Source organism: Streptomyces stoeckheimensis, from assembly GCF_045822005.1.
Classification (GTDB): Bacteria; Actinomycetota; Actinomycetes; order Streptomycetales; family Streptomycetaceae; genus Streptomyces; species Streptomyces stoeckheimensis.
Map to the genome: position 1 here is coordinate 1,995,934 of NZ_CP169550.1, position 16,933 is coordinate 2,012,866.

Below are 16,933 nucleotides of genomic sequence, written 5' to 3' on the forward strand. Positions count from 1 at the left end.
CGGGCGGGCCGGGAGTGCCTTCGCGGTACAAGTGCGCAGGTCCGGGATAGGGTGCCGCCGACGGTTGTACTCGGTGGGGTGGGGCGGGACATGACACTGCGGGACGGGGATCCGCGGGCGATCGGCGGGTATGTCCTGATCGCCCGGCTGGGTTCCGGCGGGATGGGGACGGTGTATTCGGGGCGGGCCGCTTCGGGGCGGCTCGTCGCGGTGAAACTGGTGCACCAGCAGTTCGCCGACGACCCGGAGTTCCGGACCCGGTTCCGGCAGGAGGTGGCGGCCGCCCGGCGGGTGAGCGGGGCCTTCACCGCCGCGGTGGTGGACGCCGACCCGGACGCCGAGCGGCCCTGGATGGCCACGCAACTGGTGCCTGGCCGGACCTTGGGCGCCCGGGTGAAGGCGGACGGGCCGCTGCGCGGGAGCGCGCTGCGCGTGCTCGCGCTCGGACTGGTGGAGGCGCTGCGCGAACTGCACACCACCGGGGTGATCCACCGCGATCTGAAACCGGACAACGTCATGCTGACGGACGACGGGCCGCGGGTGATCGACTTCGGGATCTCGCGGGCGGCGGGGCAGCAGACGCTGACCTCGACCGGGCAGATCCTGGGGACTCCGCCGTACATGTCGCCGGAGCAGCTGTCGGCCCCGGCGCGGGTGCGGCCCTCCTCGGACGTGTTCTCGCTGGGATCGGTGCTGGTGTTCGCCGCGACCGGGCGGGGGCCCTTCCACTCCGAGTCGCACTACATGACGGCCTACCGCGTGGTGTCGGACGCGCCGGACATCGAGGGTCTGGCCGATTCGCTACGGGCCGTGGTCGGGGCGTGCCTGGCCAAGGAGGCGGCCGCCCGGCCGGGACCGGACGAGCTGCTGGCCGTGCTCGCGCAGATCCCGGCGGCCGACTGGGAGAGCCCGCTCCGCGAGGACGGCAGCCCCGGCGCGGAGGCCCGTAAGCCGCTCGGGGCCGGAACCTGGACCGGCTCGCGGGCCGACGACGAAGGCGACCGGGGCGACGGAGCGGAGCCCGGGGCCGGTGCCGACGACTCCGGCGACTCCCACGGCTCCGACTCCGGCACCGGCACCGGCACCGGCACCGGCACCGGCGGCCCCGAATCGCCCGCCGTGTCCGGGGACGGATCCGAGGACACCGACGGGCCGCTCACCCGGCAGTCCGGGCCGCCCACCGGCCCCGCCGGAGACGTGGCGGCCGGGCGGCCCCGGCGGCCGCGCAGGCCCCGCAGGCGCGCTCTCCTCGCGGCGGCGCTCGTGGCTTCGCTGCTGACCGGCGGCGGGCTCTACCTGCGGTTCTCCCCGCCGGCCGACGGTTCGCGGAACAACGCCAAGGCCCCCGAGACCTCCGCGGGGCCCTCCGGCACCCCCACCACGCGGGCCCCCTCCACGCCGACGCCCCACGGAACCCTCGCCCCGTACGTGGCCACCGAGGGCGGCAGCCCCGGCGGCAGCCGTGCCTACGCGGACTCGCCCGCCCGGCGCCCCGCCGGGTGGCGCGCCTGGAACGGCGGCGACGACATGGGGTCCTGCGCGTACGCGGAATCCTCTCTGTTGTGCACCGCGCCCCGCCCCGGCAAGGCCTCGGCTCTCAGCCGGTTCGACGCGGCGACCGGCGAACTGCTGTGGGGGCAACTGCTGGAAGGCATCGTGGACGGGAAGGCCCCGATGGTGGCCCCGGGAGCGACCGCCGGAACCCACACGGTGATCGCGCTGGACAGAAACGGGTTCACCGCGCTGGACCTCGGCGACGGCACCCCCCGGTGGAAGTTCCCCACCAAGGAGATGCTGCGGCGCCCGGTGCTGGACGCGGACGGCAGCCGGGTGTTCGCCGTCTCCATGTCCGGCACGGTCACCGCGCTGGAGACCCGGTACGGGAAGGTCCTGTGGACGCAGGCGGCGTTCGGGCCGTCCGGGTCGGCCGACGGCTATCCGGCGCTGCGCGTCGACGGGGACCGCGTGTACGTGGAGGGGCGGGTCCAGAACGCCGACATGAGGTTCGAGAGCTTCGTGACCGCCCTCGACGGGGCCACGGGGAAGAAGCTGCCGTTCGGGACCCCCCAGGACGGCACCCGCTTCACGATGCCCGGGATCTGCGAGACGCGCGGACTGACACTGGGCCGGGACGAGAGCGAGGCGACCGTCTTCCTGTGCAACAAGGAGAACGGGGCGGGTGTGCTGCGCGGTGAGCCGGCGCGCCGGCGGAGCGCGGACCTCCCCTACGCCGGCACCACGCTGTCCGGACCGGCCGTGGCCGGGGACAAGGTGTACCTGATGGCGACCGCGGCGGGCGGCGAGCCGGGGTTCATGGAGCTCAACCAGGAGTCCGGCGGCGCCGTGTGGCGGATTCCACTGGCGCAGGAGTGCACCGACCCGGAGCGCCCGGAAGCCTCGAACGCGGTGGTGGTGACCGACGGACTCGCGTACGTACGCTGCCGGACCTCGGGCGTGGTCATCGACCTGGTCACCCGCAAGCAGACCGGCCGGTTCACCGTCCCCGGCGGCGTCCGCCCCGGGGCCGACGACGCGTTCGGCTTCCTGGTGGTGGGCGGGATCGTCTTCACCCCGACCGCCAAGGGGTGGTCCTCCGTCGAACCCTCGCCGGTCTAGGGCCTGTTCGCGAGAGCCTGCCCCGGCAGGTGCCGACCGGCGAGGGAGGGGCCGGTGCAGAGGTCCGGTCCCCTCCCAGGGCGGCGAAGGGGGTCGCCGCCGCCGGTTCAGCGGGCGATCAGCAGCCGCTCGTGTGCCAGCGGCAGGCCGTGATCAGCGCGGCGGCGTGCTCCTCGCCGCGGGCGTCCTCGGTACGGAGGTCCTCGGGCAGGACCTGGAGGGCGTCGATGTCGAACTCCGCCATGGCGGTCTCCTTCTGTGCGGATGGAACTGCAGAGAGAACTGCAGCGGGAACTGCGGGTGGAACGCCGGACCCGTGCGGGCCCGGCAGCCGGTGGCCGTCGGCCACCGGACACTCAGGGGTGGGCGGATCCGCCCTCCGGCAGCCAGGCGCGCGGGCCGCCGTACCGCAGGCGCAGCAGCAGCGAGAGGCTCCCGGCCAGGCCGGTGGCGTACTCCGCCAGCACCGTCTTGCGGTTCTCGTCGGGCACCAGCAGCCGGCCGTCACGCAGTACCGCCTGGGCCGCCATGTGCTCGACCAGCAGCTCGGCTCCCGCCCGGTGGCGTACGTCGCCGGTCAGCTCGGCGGCGTCGAGCAGGAACTCGGCGTTGCCCGCGAGCCCGTGGCAGGTGGCGGCCGTGTCGGTGACCCGGCCCGCCCGGACCGCGGCGGCCGCGCCCTCCACCAGCTCGGCGAGGTCGGGCAGGCCGGGTGGTCCGGGCACGTCGGGGCCGGGCACGTCCGGCAGGTCGGCCCAGCCCGTGTCCCGGGCTCCGCCGGCCGCCCGGAGGCGGACCAGGAAGGTGCCCGCGCCGGAGGAGCCGCTGCACCAGTGCCGGGCCAGTTCCGGGGAGTCCGACAGGTGCCGGGCCCGGTCCACCGGCCACAGGGTGCCCGCCGGTCCGCGGCGGGCGGCCCCGGCGAGGGTGGCGCCCGCCTCCACTGCCGCGGCGCGCAGCCGTTCGTCGCCCGTCGCCTCCCAGGCGAGGAGCAGGAAGGTGCCGACGCCGGCGACCCCGTGCGCGAACCCGTAGTGCCAGGCGCCGGCCAGACCGGAGTCGAAGTCCTCGGGCACCGGCCAGAAGACGCCTTCGGGCGTACGCCGGGCCGCTGCCAGCAGGCCTTCGGCGGCCCGCGCGGCCCGGTCGAGGAACCGCGGGTCGCCCGTGGTGCGCCAGAAGTGCAGCTGGGTCAGGCCGGCTCCGGCCGCGCCGTGGCAGACATCGGGGTTGGGCCACTCGACGGGCAGCGCCAGGGCCAGGGCCACGGCGCGTTCGGTGAGCGCCGCGTCCTCCAGCGCCCGGGCCGCGTCGAGCAGGGCCCAGGCGGTGCCCGACCGGCCGAAGTGGAGTCCGGGCAGGTGGCCGGGGAGCGCCTCCTGCCGGTCCGCCGTCCAGAGCGCGGCCGTACGCAGCCCCGCGCGCAGGGATTCCCGGGTGACCGGGGGTTCGTACGGGGAGCCCTGGGAGCTCCCGCGGGGGGCGCCGGAGCCGGAGCCCGAGCCGGCCGCGAGGTCGTCCGCGTGCCGCAGGGCCCGGGCGAGCACGCCCAAGGGGCCCGCGGAGCCGTGCTGGAGGGCCACCGGATCGCAGGTCGCGCCGACGGAGTCCGCGGCCCAGAGCCGGTCGGGGTCGGCCGGGCGCATGGTGGCCAGCAGGTGGGCGATCCCGTCGTGCAGTAGCCGTGCCCGGAGGTCCGCGGGTGCTGCGGGCGCTGCGGGCGCGCTCCGTACGGCAGGCGCCCCGAGTGTCGTCTCCGTCTCCGCGTCCGTCTCCGGTGTCGGGCTGCCCGCGAGATCCTCCCGGGCCCGCTCCAGCGTCCAGCGGTCCTCGGGTGCGTCGCGCATCAGGCCGCGGACCAGCGGCCCGAACCGTCGTACGAGCGGCTGGTCCCGGCCCAGCAGCTCCAGGAGCCCGGACAGTCGCTCCTCGTCCGGGCGGGCCTCCGCCGCGGGCCGGTCCGCCGCGAAGAGCGGATCGGCGCCGGTCAGGGCATGCAGGACGGTGGCGCCGAGGGCGTAGAGGTCCACGGCGGGACCGAACGCGGGGGCCACCGGATCGGCGGCGTGCAGTTCGGGCGCGGTGTAGCCGGGGGTGGCGCCGAGCACCCAGCGTTCACCCTCCGCGGCTGCCATCTCCAGGTCGATCAGGCGGAGTTGCCCGTCGGGGGTGACCATGACGTTGTTGGGGTTGAAGTCGTGCAGGGTGAGGCCGAGTTCGTGGGCGGCGGCGACCAGGTCGAGCAGCTGCCGGACCAGGGAGCCCGCGGCCTGCTCGTCGGGGCAGGCGGCGCCCTCCCTGATCAGCCGTTCGGCGACGGTCCGGCGCAGGGTGGCGCCGGGCACCGACTCGGCGACCAGGAAGGCGCTGCCCTGTTGCTCGAACACCTCGACGAGGCGCGGGACCCGGTCGGGGAACCGCAGCCGGAAGCGTTCCAGCAGGGCCGCCTCCCGGCGCAGCAAGTCCCGTACGTCCAGACCTTCGAGGCCGGCGCCGACATGGGGGCGGGCCTGCTTGACGACCACCCGGGCTCCGGTGACGGTGTCCTCCGCCCGGAAGACGCCGCCTTTGTTGGAGTGCTGGATCGCGCCGCGCACGAGGTAGCGCTCGTGCAGCAGCACGGGCTTCGCGGTGGCCGTGCTGCGGGCCGGGGCGGCCGGGCGGTCCGGGAACGGATCCCCCGCCCAGGACGGCGGGCTGTACCAGGCGTTGCGCTCGTCCGGAACCGGCCGGCCCGCGGGGTCGGTCAGCCGGGCGGCGTAGGCCCCGTCGGGGGTGAGCTCCGGAGTCGCGGCGAACACCCCGTAGCGGTAGTAGACCTGACTGTCCGGCAGATAGCGGCGATCGGAGAGCACCGCGGGACCGGGCAGCCCCACGGTGACCTTGTGCAACTCCGCTGCGAGCAGTCTGAATTGCTCGTCGTCGGCCGGGTAGACCGTGAGGAACTTGCCGGCTCCGCCGCGGGCGAAGCGCCCCGAGACGAGGGCGGCGACCCGCGCGGGGCTCCCGGCGAACTTGAACGGCGCGCGGTGGCCGGTCAGCACCTCGGCGGCGCGGGCGAGGACCAGGGGGGCCGAGAGCGGGGTGGCCGAGACGTGGAGCTTCCACCCCTGAGTGCGGCGGGCGACGCCCGGGGGCCGTACGTGGCACCAGAACTCACCCGGCTCCACGGCCCAGTCCCCCACCGATCCGTCCCCCACCGCCCCGGCCGCATGCCTCATGAGGACGGCACGTACCAGGTCGGGCAGCAGCGCCAGGTCCGCTGGGCCCTCCGCGCGGGTGCGCCGCGGCCCGGTGAGGGTCGGGGCCGGAGTCTGGGGCAGTGGTGACACGCTCGACGACCTCGCACTTCGCTGTTGGCCCTTCACAGGGCAGACGGGAGTTTGACGACAGGCCCTAGAGGACGGGCCGGACGTAGTCGTCGCCCCAGCTCGTGTCGAGGGGTTCCGCGGCGAGGACCGCGCTCGCCGCGCCCCCCGTTCCCCGGTGGTGCCCGTCGGCCGCTCCCGGGCCCGCCTCCTGCTGCACGGCGAGCGGGCCGCCGGCTAGCAGGGCCGCGACGAGGAGGAGACGGGGCAGGGTTCGGGACATGGCGTGGCTCCTGGATGGGGAGGTCGTGGACCGGGCGGCGAGCGCCCGCGTCGGGCGGTTCGCGCCGTATGCCGGCATATCGGCCCGCCGGGATGCGGCCCGGCCGATGACAGAAGTTCATACCGGCATGCCCGCTTGGTCCAGGCCCGAGCGCTGGCAATAGCCTGCATGGCACGGAAGTAGCAGGGCCGCATTGCGGGGGAAATCATGACCATCCAGACCAAATCCATCGAGCTGCCGAGGCTGGACGCCCGGGCTGTCGCCGTGTTCGAGCACGCGCTGTCGCAGGGGAGCATCAAGAGGCGGACGCCCGGGGCGCCCGAGGTACCCGCAGCCCTCGGCCTGACCCCCGAGGAGGCCGAGGAGGCCTGCCGCACGCTGCTGCTGCTCCGGCTGCTGCGCCCCGCGCCCGGCAGCCCCGGGGAACTGATCCCGGTCAGCCCGGACGCGGCCGCGGCGGAGGCGGTCGGCCCACTGGAGGCCCAGGTCGCACAGGCCGCGGCACACGCCCACTCCGTGCGCGAGGACCTGCGCTCCCTCATGCCGCACTACCGCGCCGCCCGGCGCGAACGCGACCGCCGGCAGGGCGTGGACGTACTGCCGGACCTCGCGGCCGCATCGGCGCTGCTCACCGAGGAGTCGGCGCGCTGCCGCGAGGAGGTGTTCAGCATCCAGCCGGGCGGCGGACGGGCCGCGCACCGGCTCGGGGACGCCATCGAGCGGGACCTCGCGATGCTGCGCCGCGGGGTGCGGATGCGCACCCTCTACCAGCATTCGGCGCGGGCCAGCCTCTCCACCCAGGGGTACGTGGAGACCCTCACGGAGGCCGGCGCCGAGTACCGCACGGCCGCCGAACTGCCGGACCGGGCCGTGGTGTTCGACCGCTCCGTGGCCTTCCTGCCCCGGCGGACCGACGGCGGCCCGGGCGAAGGCGCCGTACTGGTGCGCAACCCGGACGTGGTGGCGTACCTGTGCCGGGTCTTCGACCAGCACTGGTCCGGTGCGACCCCGTTCCGCGGTGGCAGCGGGGCCGCGTACAAGGAGGTCGGAGCGAGCCTGCGCCGGGCCCTGGTCGGGCTGTTGGCCGAGGGGGCCAAGGACGAGGTGATCGCCCGGCGGATGGGCATGTCCCTGCGCACCTGCCGCCGCCACATCGCCGAACTGCTGGAGGAACTCGGCGCCGAGAGCCGCTTCCAGGGCGGCGCCCTCGCCGAACGCGCCGGACTCACCGGGGAGGAATAGCCCGGCCAGGCCCCGGCCCGGCCGGGGCCTGGCCGGGGCCGGGGGCTGCCGGCTAGGCGATACCGGGGATCTGCCGGTCCCTGAAGGCCGTCCGGACGGCGTCCGCGGCGCCCGTCCCGTACATGCTCCGAGCGGTGGCGATCGTGGTGAGCGCCGCGTCGCGGAAGCTGGTGTCGGGGGCGAAGCCGAACTGCGCGTTGACGATGATGCGGTCGGCCGTCCTCGCGCCCAGGGCCCTGCGGATGTCGAGGAGGGCACGGGACCAGATCTCGCCGTCCGCGTGCACCTCGCCGGTGCGGTCCGCGTAGACCTTGGTGCCGTCGATGCGGCGCAGGCAGTGCGGGGCCGCGCTGTAGCCGACCGAGTCCCAGTCGGCCACGCACGCCGGGTCCGTCCCGCGCGGCCAGCCGCGGACGGCGGCGGCGTGCTCGCCGACCGAGACGGCAAGGTAGTCGCCGAAGGCCTCGCCTATCGCCCCGGACTCCGGGGAGCTGCCGAAGCCGGGGACCTGCGCGTTGTGCACCGCGTGCCCGTACTCGTGGACGATGACCTCCGCGTCCTCGGCGTCGTCGACGCCGCCCTTGCCGAAGCGGATCTCGGCCTTCTTGTCGGTGAAGAAGGAGTTGTCGGCGCCCCACTGGTTGATGCGGACCGGCTGGGCGCGGTCGTTGGCTCCGGGCAGTTCGCTGCCGAAGCCGAGTCCTTGCAGGTACTCCTGCGCCTCGTTGACCCAGAAGTAGGCCATGACCTGCTCGAACCGGTCGTCGGCGCGGTCGTACCGGCCGGCGTCCGCGACGGCCGCGGGCGCGCCGGTCTCCGACCGGATGTACGCCCACCGGCCGGAAAGGCCCCCGCTGCCGTCGAGGTTGCGCAGCGCGACCGAGGCGTAGGCGGAGTCGGGCACGGCGCCGGCCGAATCCTTGGCGTCGACGAGCGTCTGATCACCGGTGGACTGGACGGGATTGACCATGAAGACGCGGCCCTGGGGCAGCCCGGACGCGGACTGCGAGGCGTCGGCCGAGGCCGGCACGGCGAGGCCGAGCAGGGTCAGGGACGCGATCACTGCAGCGGTGCGGCCGCGGGAGGTACGGCGGGGCATGGACATCCTCCTGTGGTGGACGTGTGGCGCCGGAAGATCGTGCGTGGCGAGGTGCGGACGCGATCCTTGCTCAACGTCGCCGCGTTTGACCAGCCCCGGAGCGAAGCAACCGATCCGCCGCCCCTCCGGCCGGGGTGAGCGGTCGGGCCCGGGTGGCGCATGATGTCCCGCGTGCACAGTGCGGAGGAGTTCGGCGGAGCCGACAGCGAAGCGGGTATACCCGGAACCCGGGAGGCCCCGGACATCCGGGGAGCCGCGGGAACCCAGGGCCCCTCGGGAGACATGACGGACGCCGTCCGGGCGGCGCAGCAGGGGGACGAGGCGGCCTTCCAGGCACTGTTCCGCGCGGTGCAGCCCGTACTCCTGCGCTACCTGACCGTCCTGGTCGGCGAGGACGCGGAGGACGTGGCCTCCGAGACCTGGCTCCAGATATCCCGGGATCTGGGCTCGTTCAGAGGCGACTTCGACGGTTTCCGGGGCTGGGCGTCGACGATCGGCCGGAACCGGGCCATGGACCTGCTGCGGCGCCGCCGCCGTCGGCCGGCCGTGAGCGTACCGGTCGAGTACCTGCACGACCGGGCGGCGCAGGAGGACACCGAGGGGGCCGCGCTGGCCACGATGGGGACGGGTGCGGCGCTCGCACTGATCTCCCTCCTGCCCCGCGACCAGGCGGAGGCCGTGCTCCTGCGGGTGGTCATGGACCTGGACGCGGACAGCGCCGCACGGGTGCTGGGCAAACGGGCCGGGGCGGTACGGATGGCATCACACCGCGGGCTGCGCAAGCTCGCCAAACTCCTCGACCAGCAGGGCGCGGGGCCCGCGCGGGACGCGGGCTCGGCGGGTGCGGGGCCCGCGCCGGACGCGGGCTCGGCGGGTGCGGGGCCCGCGCCGGACGCGGGCTCGGCGGGTGCGGCGGGAACCGCCGGGGCCTCGGGCACCGCGGGCACCGCGGGCATCGCGGGCATCGCGGGCATCGCGGGAGGCGCGGGAGGCGCGGGCCTGGCAGGGACCGCAGGGGCCGGGGGAGGTGGGGGCGTACCCGGCGCGACGGGTGGTTCGGGATGGCCCGAAAAAACTTCTGCCCCAGGAGTGACACCGACGACGGCTCCGACGCTGAAGGGCACGACATGAGCACCCACCGATCCCGCCGGATCGACCACGCCACGGCCGAGCAGTTGCTCGCCGGCGCCCGGTCGCGGGCGTCGGGCACGCACGACGCGTCCGTTATTCCCGAGTTGGCGGAGTTGTCCGGCACCCCGGGCGGCCACGAGGCCCTCGCGGGGCTGCTCGCAGCCGCTGCCGCTCCGGCGGGGAAGAACGAACTGTCGGGCGAGCAGGAGGCCCTGGCCGTGTTCCGGGCCGCTCGCCTCGCCCCCGCAACCGCATCCGCGGCCGCCGCCCCCGCCCCGACGCCGCGGAAGCGGTCGCTGCTCACCCCGGCGACGCTCCTCGGCGCGAAGGTCGCGGCCGCCGCGCTGGCGGCCGCCCTCGGTGGCGTGGCCGTCGCGGCCGGCACGGGCAACCTCCCCACCGTCCTGGGCGGCGCCCCCGAGCGCGAGCGCCCGGCCGCCTCCCCCACACCCGGTACCCGGGCCGCGGACGCGCCGTCCCCCGGAGCATCCGGCCGCTCGTCCGCAGCGGTACCCGCCGACCTGGCCGACCTGTGCCGGGCCTTCGCCCGCGCCCCGGGTCCGCGTCCCGAGGAGGTCCTGGCCGAGCAGCGGTTCGCCCCGCTGGTCGCCGCGGCGGGAGGCCGCTCCGCCGTTCCGGGTTACTGCCGCCCCGTCGGGGACGGCGGGCAGGAACCGACCGACTCCCCGCCGGCCGCCGCCGCACCGACCGCTTCCCCGACGCGGAACCCGCACGCGGCCACCCCCTCGCATCCCGGCAAACACGAACCGAGCCGGCGTCCAGTCACCCCGGGTCCGAGCGCCGGACAGCACGGGCCCGGCACCCGTCCGCCGGGACACCCGAGCCCCGGCCCGTCCTCGCCCGGCCGGAGCGCTCCCCCCGGGCATCCGCCGGGGGCCAACCCCTGACCCCGGACGGGACCCGGTCCGGCGGAGTACGGGCCGTCCCCCCGTGCCCGTACCCCCGTCCGGGTCCCGTCCACCACCAGTAGAGGCTGTCCACCGATGCACCGACCACCGGGTTCCACGGCAGAACCGGAACCGTATCCCCACGCCGCATACGCGCCCGTGCCCCCTGCCACGCCCTGGCCCACGGACGCCCCCTTCCCCGAAACCCCGGCCACGCCCTGGCACGCACCCTCCGCCGAAACCCCCGCCACACCGTGGCACGCACCCTCCGCCGAAACCCCCGGCACGCCCTGGCACGCACCGTTCTCCGAAGCCCCCGCCACACCGTGGCACGCGCCCTCCGCCGAAACCCCCGCCACACCCTGGCCCGCCCCCGCACCCCTCTCCGACCCCCCAGCCGCGCCGGCACGCACGCCCGCTTCCGGGCGCGCCCGCCCACCCGCCTCCGCCACCCCTCCCACCCCCACCCCCGCCTCCGCCCCCGCCCCCGACCCGAGTCCCGTCTTCGTCGACTCCTCCGGCAGGCGTCAGCGCCGCGTTCGGCGTCTGGGGTGGCTGCTCGTCGTTCCGGCCGCCGGCTACATCGTGCTCCTGCTGAGCTCCCTCTTCGGCGGGCCCACGCTCTCCTCCCCGCTCCTGCCGCTCCCCCACCCCTCGCAGGCGGCCCCGGACGCCGCGCCGAGCAAGGCGCCGGCCGCCTCCCCGGCCCCCGGGTCCACCGCCGCCCCGAAGCGCACCGGCGTCGCCGCCGTGAGCGGTACCGCCCAGCCGCCGGCGGCCCCGTCCGCCGCGGGCCCCGACCGCGGCGCCACTCCGAGGACCACGCCCGGCGCCACCGTCGCGCCCCCCGTACAGCCGGCCCCCACCACGGGGCCCGGGACCACACCGGCCCCCGGCCAGACCAACCGCGGCAAGTCCACGTCCGCGCCCGGCCAGAGCGGCAAACCCACCACGCACCCGTGACCCGTTCTCCCCGCCCACCCGCTCAAGCACCAACACAGGCACCAGCACAGGCAGGAAGCACCTCCCCTTGTCGAAGAACCGCCGCCTCCCCCGCGGCCGGCACAGCACCGTGCGCAACGTCCCCCTGCGCACCCACTGGCTGCTGCTGACCACCCTGGTCCTGACCCTCTCGGCGGCCCTGCTGCTCCAGGGCTACGCCACGCACATGTTCGACACCACCGCCGACGGAGCCCACCGCGATCCGGGTCCGGCGGACACCGTCCCGGAGCAGATCCGGACGGGCGGCCCGGTGATCGAGGGGTCCGTGGGGCGGACCGCGACCGTCAAGCCGCGCACCATCGCCCTGACCTTCGACGACGGTCCGGATCCCCGGTGGACCCCGCAGATCCTGGACGTCCTGCGGCGCAACGGGGTCCGCGCCACCTTCTTCACCGTGGGCGCGCAGGTCGCCGCCCACCCCGAACTGGCGCGCCGGATCGTCGAGGAAGGCCACCAGATCGGCGTCCACACCTTCACCCACACCGACCTCGGGGCGGCCTCGCCCTGGCGCCGTTCCCTGGAGCTGCGCGAGAGCCAGCTGGTCATCGCCGGTGCCACCGGAGTCACCACCCCCCTGCTGCGCCCGCCCTATTCCTCGACCGGCGGGGCGCTCGACGACAGCGCCTGGGACTCCGTCGTCCAGGCCGGCACCGAGGGGTACCTCACCGTCCTCAGCACCCAGGACAGTCAGGACTGGCGGCGCCCCGGGGTCGATCAGATCGTGGCCCACTCCCTGCCCGCGGACAACGAGGGGCAGATCCTGCTCCTGCACGACGCGGGCGGCGACCGCTCGCAGACCGTCGCGGCCCTGGAGCGCCTCGTTCCCCGGCTGAAGGCCTCGGGTTTCGAGCTCACCACCGTCACCGAGGCGACCGGTCTTCCCGCGGCCACGCACGGGGCCGCGACCGTGGACGTCTGGCAGGGGACCTCCCTCATCTACGCCCTGCGGGCCAGCGACTGGGTCCTGAGCGCACTGTCCTGGCTGCTCTGGGCGGCGGGCGCCATCAGCGTGCTGCGCGCCGTGGCCGTCTTCACCGCGGCCCGCCGCCACGTGCGCAAGCGCCGGGTGCCGTGGGGAGCCCCCGTCACCGAACCGGTCAGCATCATCGTCCCCGCCTACAACGAGAGCGCGGGCATCGAAGCGGCCGTCCGGTCCCTGCTGGCCTCGGACCATCCGGTGGAGATCATCGTGGTCGACGACGGGTCCACCGACGGCACCGCCGACATCGTCGAGTCCCTCCGGCTGCCGGGCGTACGCGTCATCCGCCAGCGCAACGCGGGGAAGCCCGCCGCCCTCAACACCGGTATCGCCGCGGCCTCCTGCAACCTGCTCGTCATGGTCGACGGCGACACCGTCTTCGAACCGGACGCCGTCCGCATGATCGTCCAGCCGTTCGCCCACCGCCGCGTCGGCGCCGTCTCGGGCAATGCCAAGGTCGTCAACCGCGGCGGCCTGCTGGGCCGCTGGCAGCACATCGAGTACGTCGTCGGCTTCAACCTCGACCGCCGCCTCTTCGACCTCGCCGAATGCATGCCCACCGTGCCGGGTGCGGTGGGGGCCTTCCGCCGCGAGGCCCTCCTGCGCGTGGGCGGTGTCAGCGACACCACCCTCGCCGAGGACACCGACCTCACCATGGCCCTGTGCCGGGACGGCTGGCGCGTGGTTTACGAGGAGCGGGCCAAGGCCTGGACCGAGGCCCCGGCCACCCTCGGCGCCCTCTGGAAGCAGCGCTACCGCTGGTGTTACGGGACCCTCCAGGCCATGTGGAAGCACCGCGGCGCCCTCACCCAGCGGGGCCAGGCCGGAAAGCTCGGCCGCCGGGGGCTGCTGTACCTCCTGATGTTCCAGGTGTTGCTGCCCCTGCTCGCCCCCGTGGTCGACGTCACCGCGGTCTTCGGTCTGATCTTCCTCGACCCCCTGCGGATCCTGGGCCTGTGGAGCGCCTTCCTGCTGCTCCAGCTGCTGATGGGCCTCTACGCCTTCCGCCTCGACAAGGAGCACCCCGGCCCGCTCTGGAGCCTGCCGCTCCAACAGTTCGTCTACCGCCAGTTGATGTACCTGGTCGTCATCCAGTCCGTGTTCACCGCCATCGCGGGATCGCGCCTGCGCTGGCAGCGCATGGAACGCTACGGAAGCCTCCAGGTCCCCGCCGGTCACCAGGCCCCCGTAGGTCACCAGACCCCCGTCGCCCCTCCGGCACCCCACAGCCCCGGCCGCCAGGACGCCGACTGGTCGCGGTGACCACGGCGGGTCACCGTTGACACATGACCGCACCCTCCCGGACCAGCTCCGCGCTCCCCACCGTGACCGGCCCCCCGGGCTCGCGCGTGCGGCAGCTCGGCCCGAACTGGTACGCGAGCGTGATGGGCACGGCCATCGTGGCCAATGCCGGCGTGGCCCTCCCCTGGCAGTTCCCGGGCCTGCGTACGGCCTGCACGGTGGTCTGGGCCCTGTCCGCGGTGATGCTGGCGGTGCTGCTCATCACCCGGACGGTCCATTGGGCCCGCCACGGCGACCAGGCGCGCGCCCATCTGCTCGATCCGACCGTGGCGCCGTTCTACGGCTGCCTCTCCATGGCCCTCCTGGCCGTGGGAGCGGGCACGCTGCTGGTCGGGAAGGACTGGATCGGCCCGGGCGCGGCCGTCGCCGTGGACGCGGTGCTGTACACGGCCGGCACGGCCGTCGGGCTGCTGGTGGCCGCCGCCATCCCCTATCTGATGGCGCTGCGGCACGAGCTGAAGCCCGGCAGCGCCTCACCCGTCTGGATCCTGCCCGTGGTCGCGCCCATGGTCGCCGCCGCGCTCGGCCCCCTGCTGGTCCCGCACCTGCCGGCCGGCCAGTGGCAGCAGGCCCTCCTGCTCGGCTGCTACGCGATGTTCGGCATGAGCCTGCTGGCGACGCTGTGCCTGCTGCCCATCGTCTTCGCGCGCCTGCTGGCGGGCCCTCGGCTGCCGCTCGCCCTGACGCCCACGCTCTTCCTGGTGCTCGGCCCGCTGGGGCAGTCCACGACGGCGGCGAACAATTTCGCCGATGTCGCACCGCAGGTGCTCCAGGCCCCCTACGCCGAGGGCTTCCGGATGCTCGCGGTGCTCTACGGGGTGCCGACGATGGGGTTCGCCCTGCTGTGGTTCGCGCTGGCGGGCGCGGTGGTCCTGCGGGCCCGGCGCCGGGGCATGGGGTTCTCGATGACCTGGTGGGCCCTCACCTTCCCCGTCGGCACCTGCGTGACCGGCGCGGAGGGGCTCGCCCGGCACACCGGGCTGACCGCGTGCGCCTGGCTCGCGGGCGGGCTGTACGTGTTCCTCGTGCTGGCCTGGCTCACGGCCGGGATCCAGACGCTGCGCGGACTCCTCGCGGGAACCCTCGCCCCGGCCTCGTAGCGGATCCGGGCCCGCGGGCTCCGCCCATGCCGATTCCCCGTGCCGGGCCAGGTGGCCGGCCGGGGAATCGGCATGGGCGGGGGGGATCAGAAGAGGTCGGTGAAGAACCGGTAGCCGGTGGGGTCTCCGGGCATCTGCCAGTGGAAGCCCTGCAGGAAGAAGCAGGCCACGAAGTTGCTGACGGCGAAGAGGGCCAGGACGGCCAGGGTGAGGGCGGCGGCGCGGCGGAGGGCGGGCGAGCCGGCCGCGGCGTCCAGGGGTGCGGCCCGATCGGCCAGGACGAGGGTGACCCCGGCGGCGAGGGCGGCCAGGAAGAAGGTGATGGCGGCCCAGGTGTACAAGTGCAGGCCGAAGAGAGCGCCGGCGTAGCCGGGGTCCCCGGGGGCGATGTGCATCAGCACCTGGGCGCCGGAGACGGTCCCGCCGACGAGGGCCGAGACGATGGCGATGCCCCAGCCGGAGGCGAACTCCCCGGTGGTCACGGCCCCCTTGCGGGAGCGGGCGATGATCATGGCGGGCCCGAGGGCGCTGAGCAGCATGAACATCCGCTGCAGGAGGCACATGGGGCAGGGGTACTCCCACAGCCCGAACTGGAAGACGTAGGCGCCGCCGATGGTGGCGCACATGCCGAGGACGTAGGCATGGGCGAACCAGAGGCCGAGGCGGTGCGAGAGCCCGGCGGGGCGGGTCCCTGCGGCGGGGGCGGCGGGGGATGCGCTGGTGGTGGCGTTGGTGGACATTCCTGCTCCTCCTCAGAAGCTCAGGTTGAATGCGTGGTCGAGGTGGGGGAGGAACGCGAGGAGCGTCACGCTCAGGGTTCCCGCCCACAGCAGGAGCCGGTTCCTGCCCGGCCAGTCACGGAGGACCGCCAGGACGCATACGGAGATCAGGAGGAAGAGGATGGTGTACATGGTGTCCCTGCTTCATCGGAGGCTTACGCGTTCATCCTCCGGCGGGGAGTTCCGGCCCGGTAGCGGCGGCGGATCGATGGATCCATAGACCGAATCTATGACCTTCGGAATCTATGACCTGCGGGAACCTACGAGCCCGCGGCGAGCTGCCTCCGGGCGAGGGCGTACAGGTCCCGGGCCGGGCCGGCCGGACGCCGGCCGGTGGGCCAGACGGCGCGCAGCGAGCGGCCGAGTTCGAGGCCGGTGACCGTCGGGGACCGCAGGGTGCCGGCGGCGAGTTCGTCGGCGACGGCGAGCGAGCTGAGGACGGCCGGGCCGCCACCGCCGGCCACGGCGGTCTTGATGGCGGTGGTGGAGGCCAGTTCCAGCAGGGCGGAGGGCTTCCAGTCGGGCAGGTGGGCCGTGATCGCGCGCTCGAAGGCGGTGCGCGTCCCCGATCCCGCCTCCCGCTGGATCAGCGAGGCGGCGGCGAGTTCGTCGAGGGTGATGGCGGTGCGCCGTGCCCAGGGGTGCGTCGGCGCCACCACGACGAGGAGCCGGTCCCTCGCCACGGCATGGCTTTCGAGCCCCTTGGGCGCGCGGGGGCTCTCGATGAAGCCCAGCTCGGCGCGGCCGTCCAGGACCGTCCTGGCCACCTCGGCGGAGTTGCCCGATTCGAGGGCGACGCTCGTGGCGGGATGCTGCGCCCTCAGTCCGATGAGCCACTTGGGGACCAGGTACTCGGCGACCGTCTGGCTGGCCGCGACCTTCAGGTGGGAGCTGCGCCGTTCGCGCAGGGCGGCGATGCCGGCGTCCAGTTCGTGCGCCGCGTCGATCACGGTCCGGGCCCACTCCGCGATCAGCGCCCCGGCCGGGGTGGGCTTCGAGCCGAGCGAGGAGCGTTCCAGTACGGGAAGGCCGACGAGCTTCTCCAGGTAGCGGATGCGGGAGCTGGCCGAGGGCTGGCTGATGCCGTGCGCCTCGGCGGCCCGCCCCAGACTGCCGAGCTCGATGACGCTGAGCAGCAGGTCGAGGGCGGGGAGGTCGGGGACGCGCGGGGAGATGGGCATAGA

Annotated in this window: 14 protein-coding genes; 7 read left to right on the forward strand and 7 right to left on the reverse strand. The window is 74.8% G+C overall.

From position 1 onward, the window contains the following. Nucleotides 1–90: 90 nt before the first annotated feature. Nucleotides 91–2,616 carry a protein kinase domain-containing protein gene (locus ACE1OC_RS09360; protein WP_407836617.1) on the forward strand — a complete coding sequence of 842 codons (2,526 nt, stop codon included), beginning with the start codon at nt 91–93 and terminating at the stop codon, nt 2,614–2,616. A gap of 118 nt (nt 2,617–2,734) precedes the next feature. Here ACE1OC_RS09360 and ACE1OC_RS09365 read toward each other — a convergent pair whose 3' ends face one another. From ACE1OC_RS09365 to ACE1OC_RS09375, 3 genes are all read right to left on the reverse strand, one after another. Next, nucleotides 2,735–2,860, reverse strand: coding sequence for an ALQxL family class IV lanthipeptide (locus ACE1OC_RS09365; RefSeq protein ID WP_250744215.1), 126 nt, complete (start codon nt 2,858–2,860; stop codon nt 2,735–2,737). Nucleotides 2,861–2,972: 112 nt separating this feature from the next. Next, nucleotides 2,973–5,948 (reverse strand): class IV lanthionine synthetase LanL, encoded by a 2,976-nt coding sequence (lanL, locus tag ACE1OC_RS09370; protein WP_407836618.1) that lies wholly within the window; start codon nt 5,946–5,948, stop codon nt 2,973–2,975. Nucleotides 5,949–6,012: 64 nt separating this feature from the next. Further along, nucleotides 6,013–6,207 carry a hypothetical protein gene (locus ACE1OC_RS09375; RefSeq protein ID WP_407836619.1) on the reverse strand — a complete coding sequence of 65 codons (195 nt, stop codon included), beginning with the start codon at nt 6,205–6,207 and terminating at the stop codon, nt 6,013–6,015. A gap of 207 nt (nt 6,208–6,414) precedes the next feature. Between ACE1OC_RS09375 and ACE1OC_RS09380 the strand changes: the two genes are divergently transcribed. Further along, nucleotides 6,415–7,449, forward strand: a complete 1,035-nt coding sequence (locus ACE1OC_RS09380) for a hypothetical protein (RefSeq protein ID WP_407836620.1) — start codon at nt 6,415–6,417, stop codon at nt 7,447–7,449. 52 nt (nt 7,450–7,501) lie between these two features. Here ACE1OC_RS09380 and ACE1OC_RS09385 read toward each other — a convergent pair whose 3' ends face one another. Further along, the gene (locus tag ACE1OC_RS09385; RefSeq protein ID WP_407836621.1) at nt 7,502–8,548 is read right to left on the reverse strand and encodes a M4 family metallopeptidase; all 1,047 of its coding nucleotides are present in this window, start codon (nt 8,546–8,548) and stop codon (nt 7,502–7,504) included. Nucleotides 8,549–8,830: 282 nt separating this feature from the next. Here ACE1OC_RS09385 and ACE1OC_RS09390 point away from each other — a divergent pair, with 282 nt between their 5' ends. The 5 genes from ACE1OC_RS09390 to ACE1OC_RS09410 all read left to right on the forward strand — a co-directional run bounded on the left by ACE1OC_RS09390 (nt 8,831) and on the right by ACE1OC_RS09410 (nt 14,970). Then, nucleotides 8,831–9,679, forward strand: a complete 849-nt coding sequence (locus tag ACE1OC_RS09390) for an RNA polymerase sigma factor (protein WP_407836622.1) — start codon at nt 8,831–8,833, stop codon at nt 9,677–9,679. After that, nucleotides 9,676–10,587 (forward strand): hypothetical protein, encoded by a 912-nt coding sequence (locus tag ACE1OC_RS09395; RefSeq protein WP_407836623.1) that lies wholly within the window; start codon nt 9,676–9,678, stop codon nt 10,585–10,587. Before ACE1OC_RS09390 ends, ACE1OC_RS09395 begins: the two co-directional genes overlap by 4 nt. Nucleotides 10,588–10,746: 159 nt before the next feature. Then, nucleotides 10,747–11,550, forward strand: coding sequence for a hypothetical protein (locus ACE1OC_RS09400; RefSeq protein ID WP_407836624.1), 804 nt, complete (start codon nt 10,747–10,749; stop codon nt 11,548–11,550). A 67-nt stretch (nt 11,551–11,617) separates the two neighbouring features. After that, the gene (locus tag ACE1OC_RS09405; protein ID WP_407836625.1) at nt 11,618–13,831 is read left to right on the forward strand and encodes a bifunctional polysaccharide deacetylase/glycosyltransferase family 2 protein; all 2,214 of its coding nucleotides are present in this window, start codon (nt 11,618–11,620) and stop codon (nt 13,829–13,831) included. 23 nt (nt 13,832–13,854) lie between these two features. After that, the gene (locus ACE1OC_RS09410; protein ID WP_407836626.1) at nt 13,855–14,970 is read left to right on the forward strand and encodes a TDT family transporter; all 1,116 of its coding nucleotides are present in this window, start codon (nt 13,855–13,857) and stop codon (nt 14,968–14,970) included. Nucleotides 14,971–15,056: 86 nt separating this feature from the next. Here ACE1OC_RS09410 and ACE1OC_RS09415 read toward each other — a convergent pair whose 3' ends face one another. The 3 genes from ACE1OC_RS09415 to ACE1OC_RS09425 form a co-directional block, all read right to left on the reverse strand. Further along, the gene (locus tag ACE1OC_RS09415; protein WP_407836627.1) at nt 15,057–15,710 is read right to left on the reverse strand and encodes a disulfide bond formation protein B; all 654 of its coding nucleotides are present in this window, start codon (nt 15,708–15,710) and stop codon (nt 15,057–15,059) included. A gap of 12 nt (nt 15,711–15,722) precedes the next feature. Further along, nucleotides 15,723–15,881 carry a hypothetical protein gene (locus tag ACE1OC_RS09420; RefSeq protein WP_407836628.1) on the reverse strand — a complete coding sequence of 53 codons (159 nt, stop codon included), beginning with the start codon at nt 15,879–15,881 and terminating at the stop codon, nt 15,723–15,725. A 128-nt stretch (nt 15,882–16,009) separates the two neighbouring features. Continuing rightward, nucleotides 16,010–16,930 (reverse strand): LysR family transcriptional regulator, encoded by a 921-nt coding sequence (locus ACE1OC_RS09425; protein WP_407836629.1) that lies wholly within the window; start codon nt 16,928–16,930, stop codon nt 16,010–16,012. Nucleotides 16,931–16,933 lie beyond the last annotated feature (3 nt).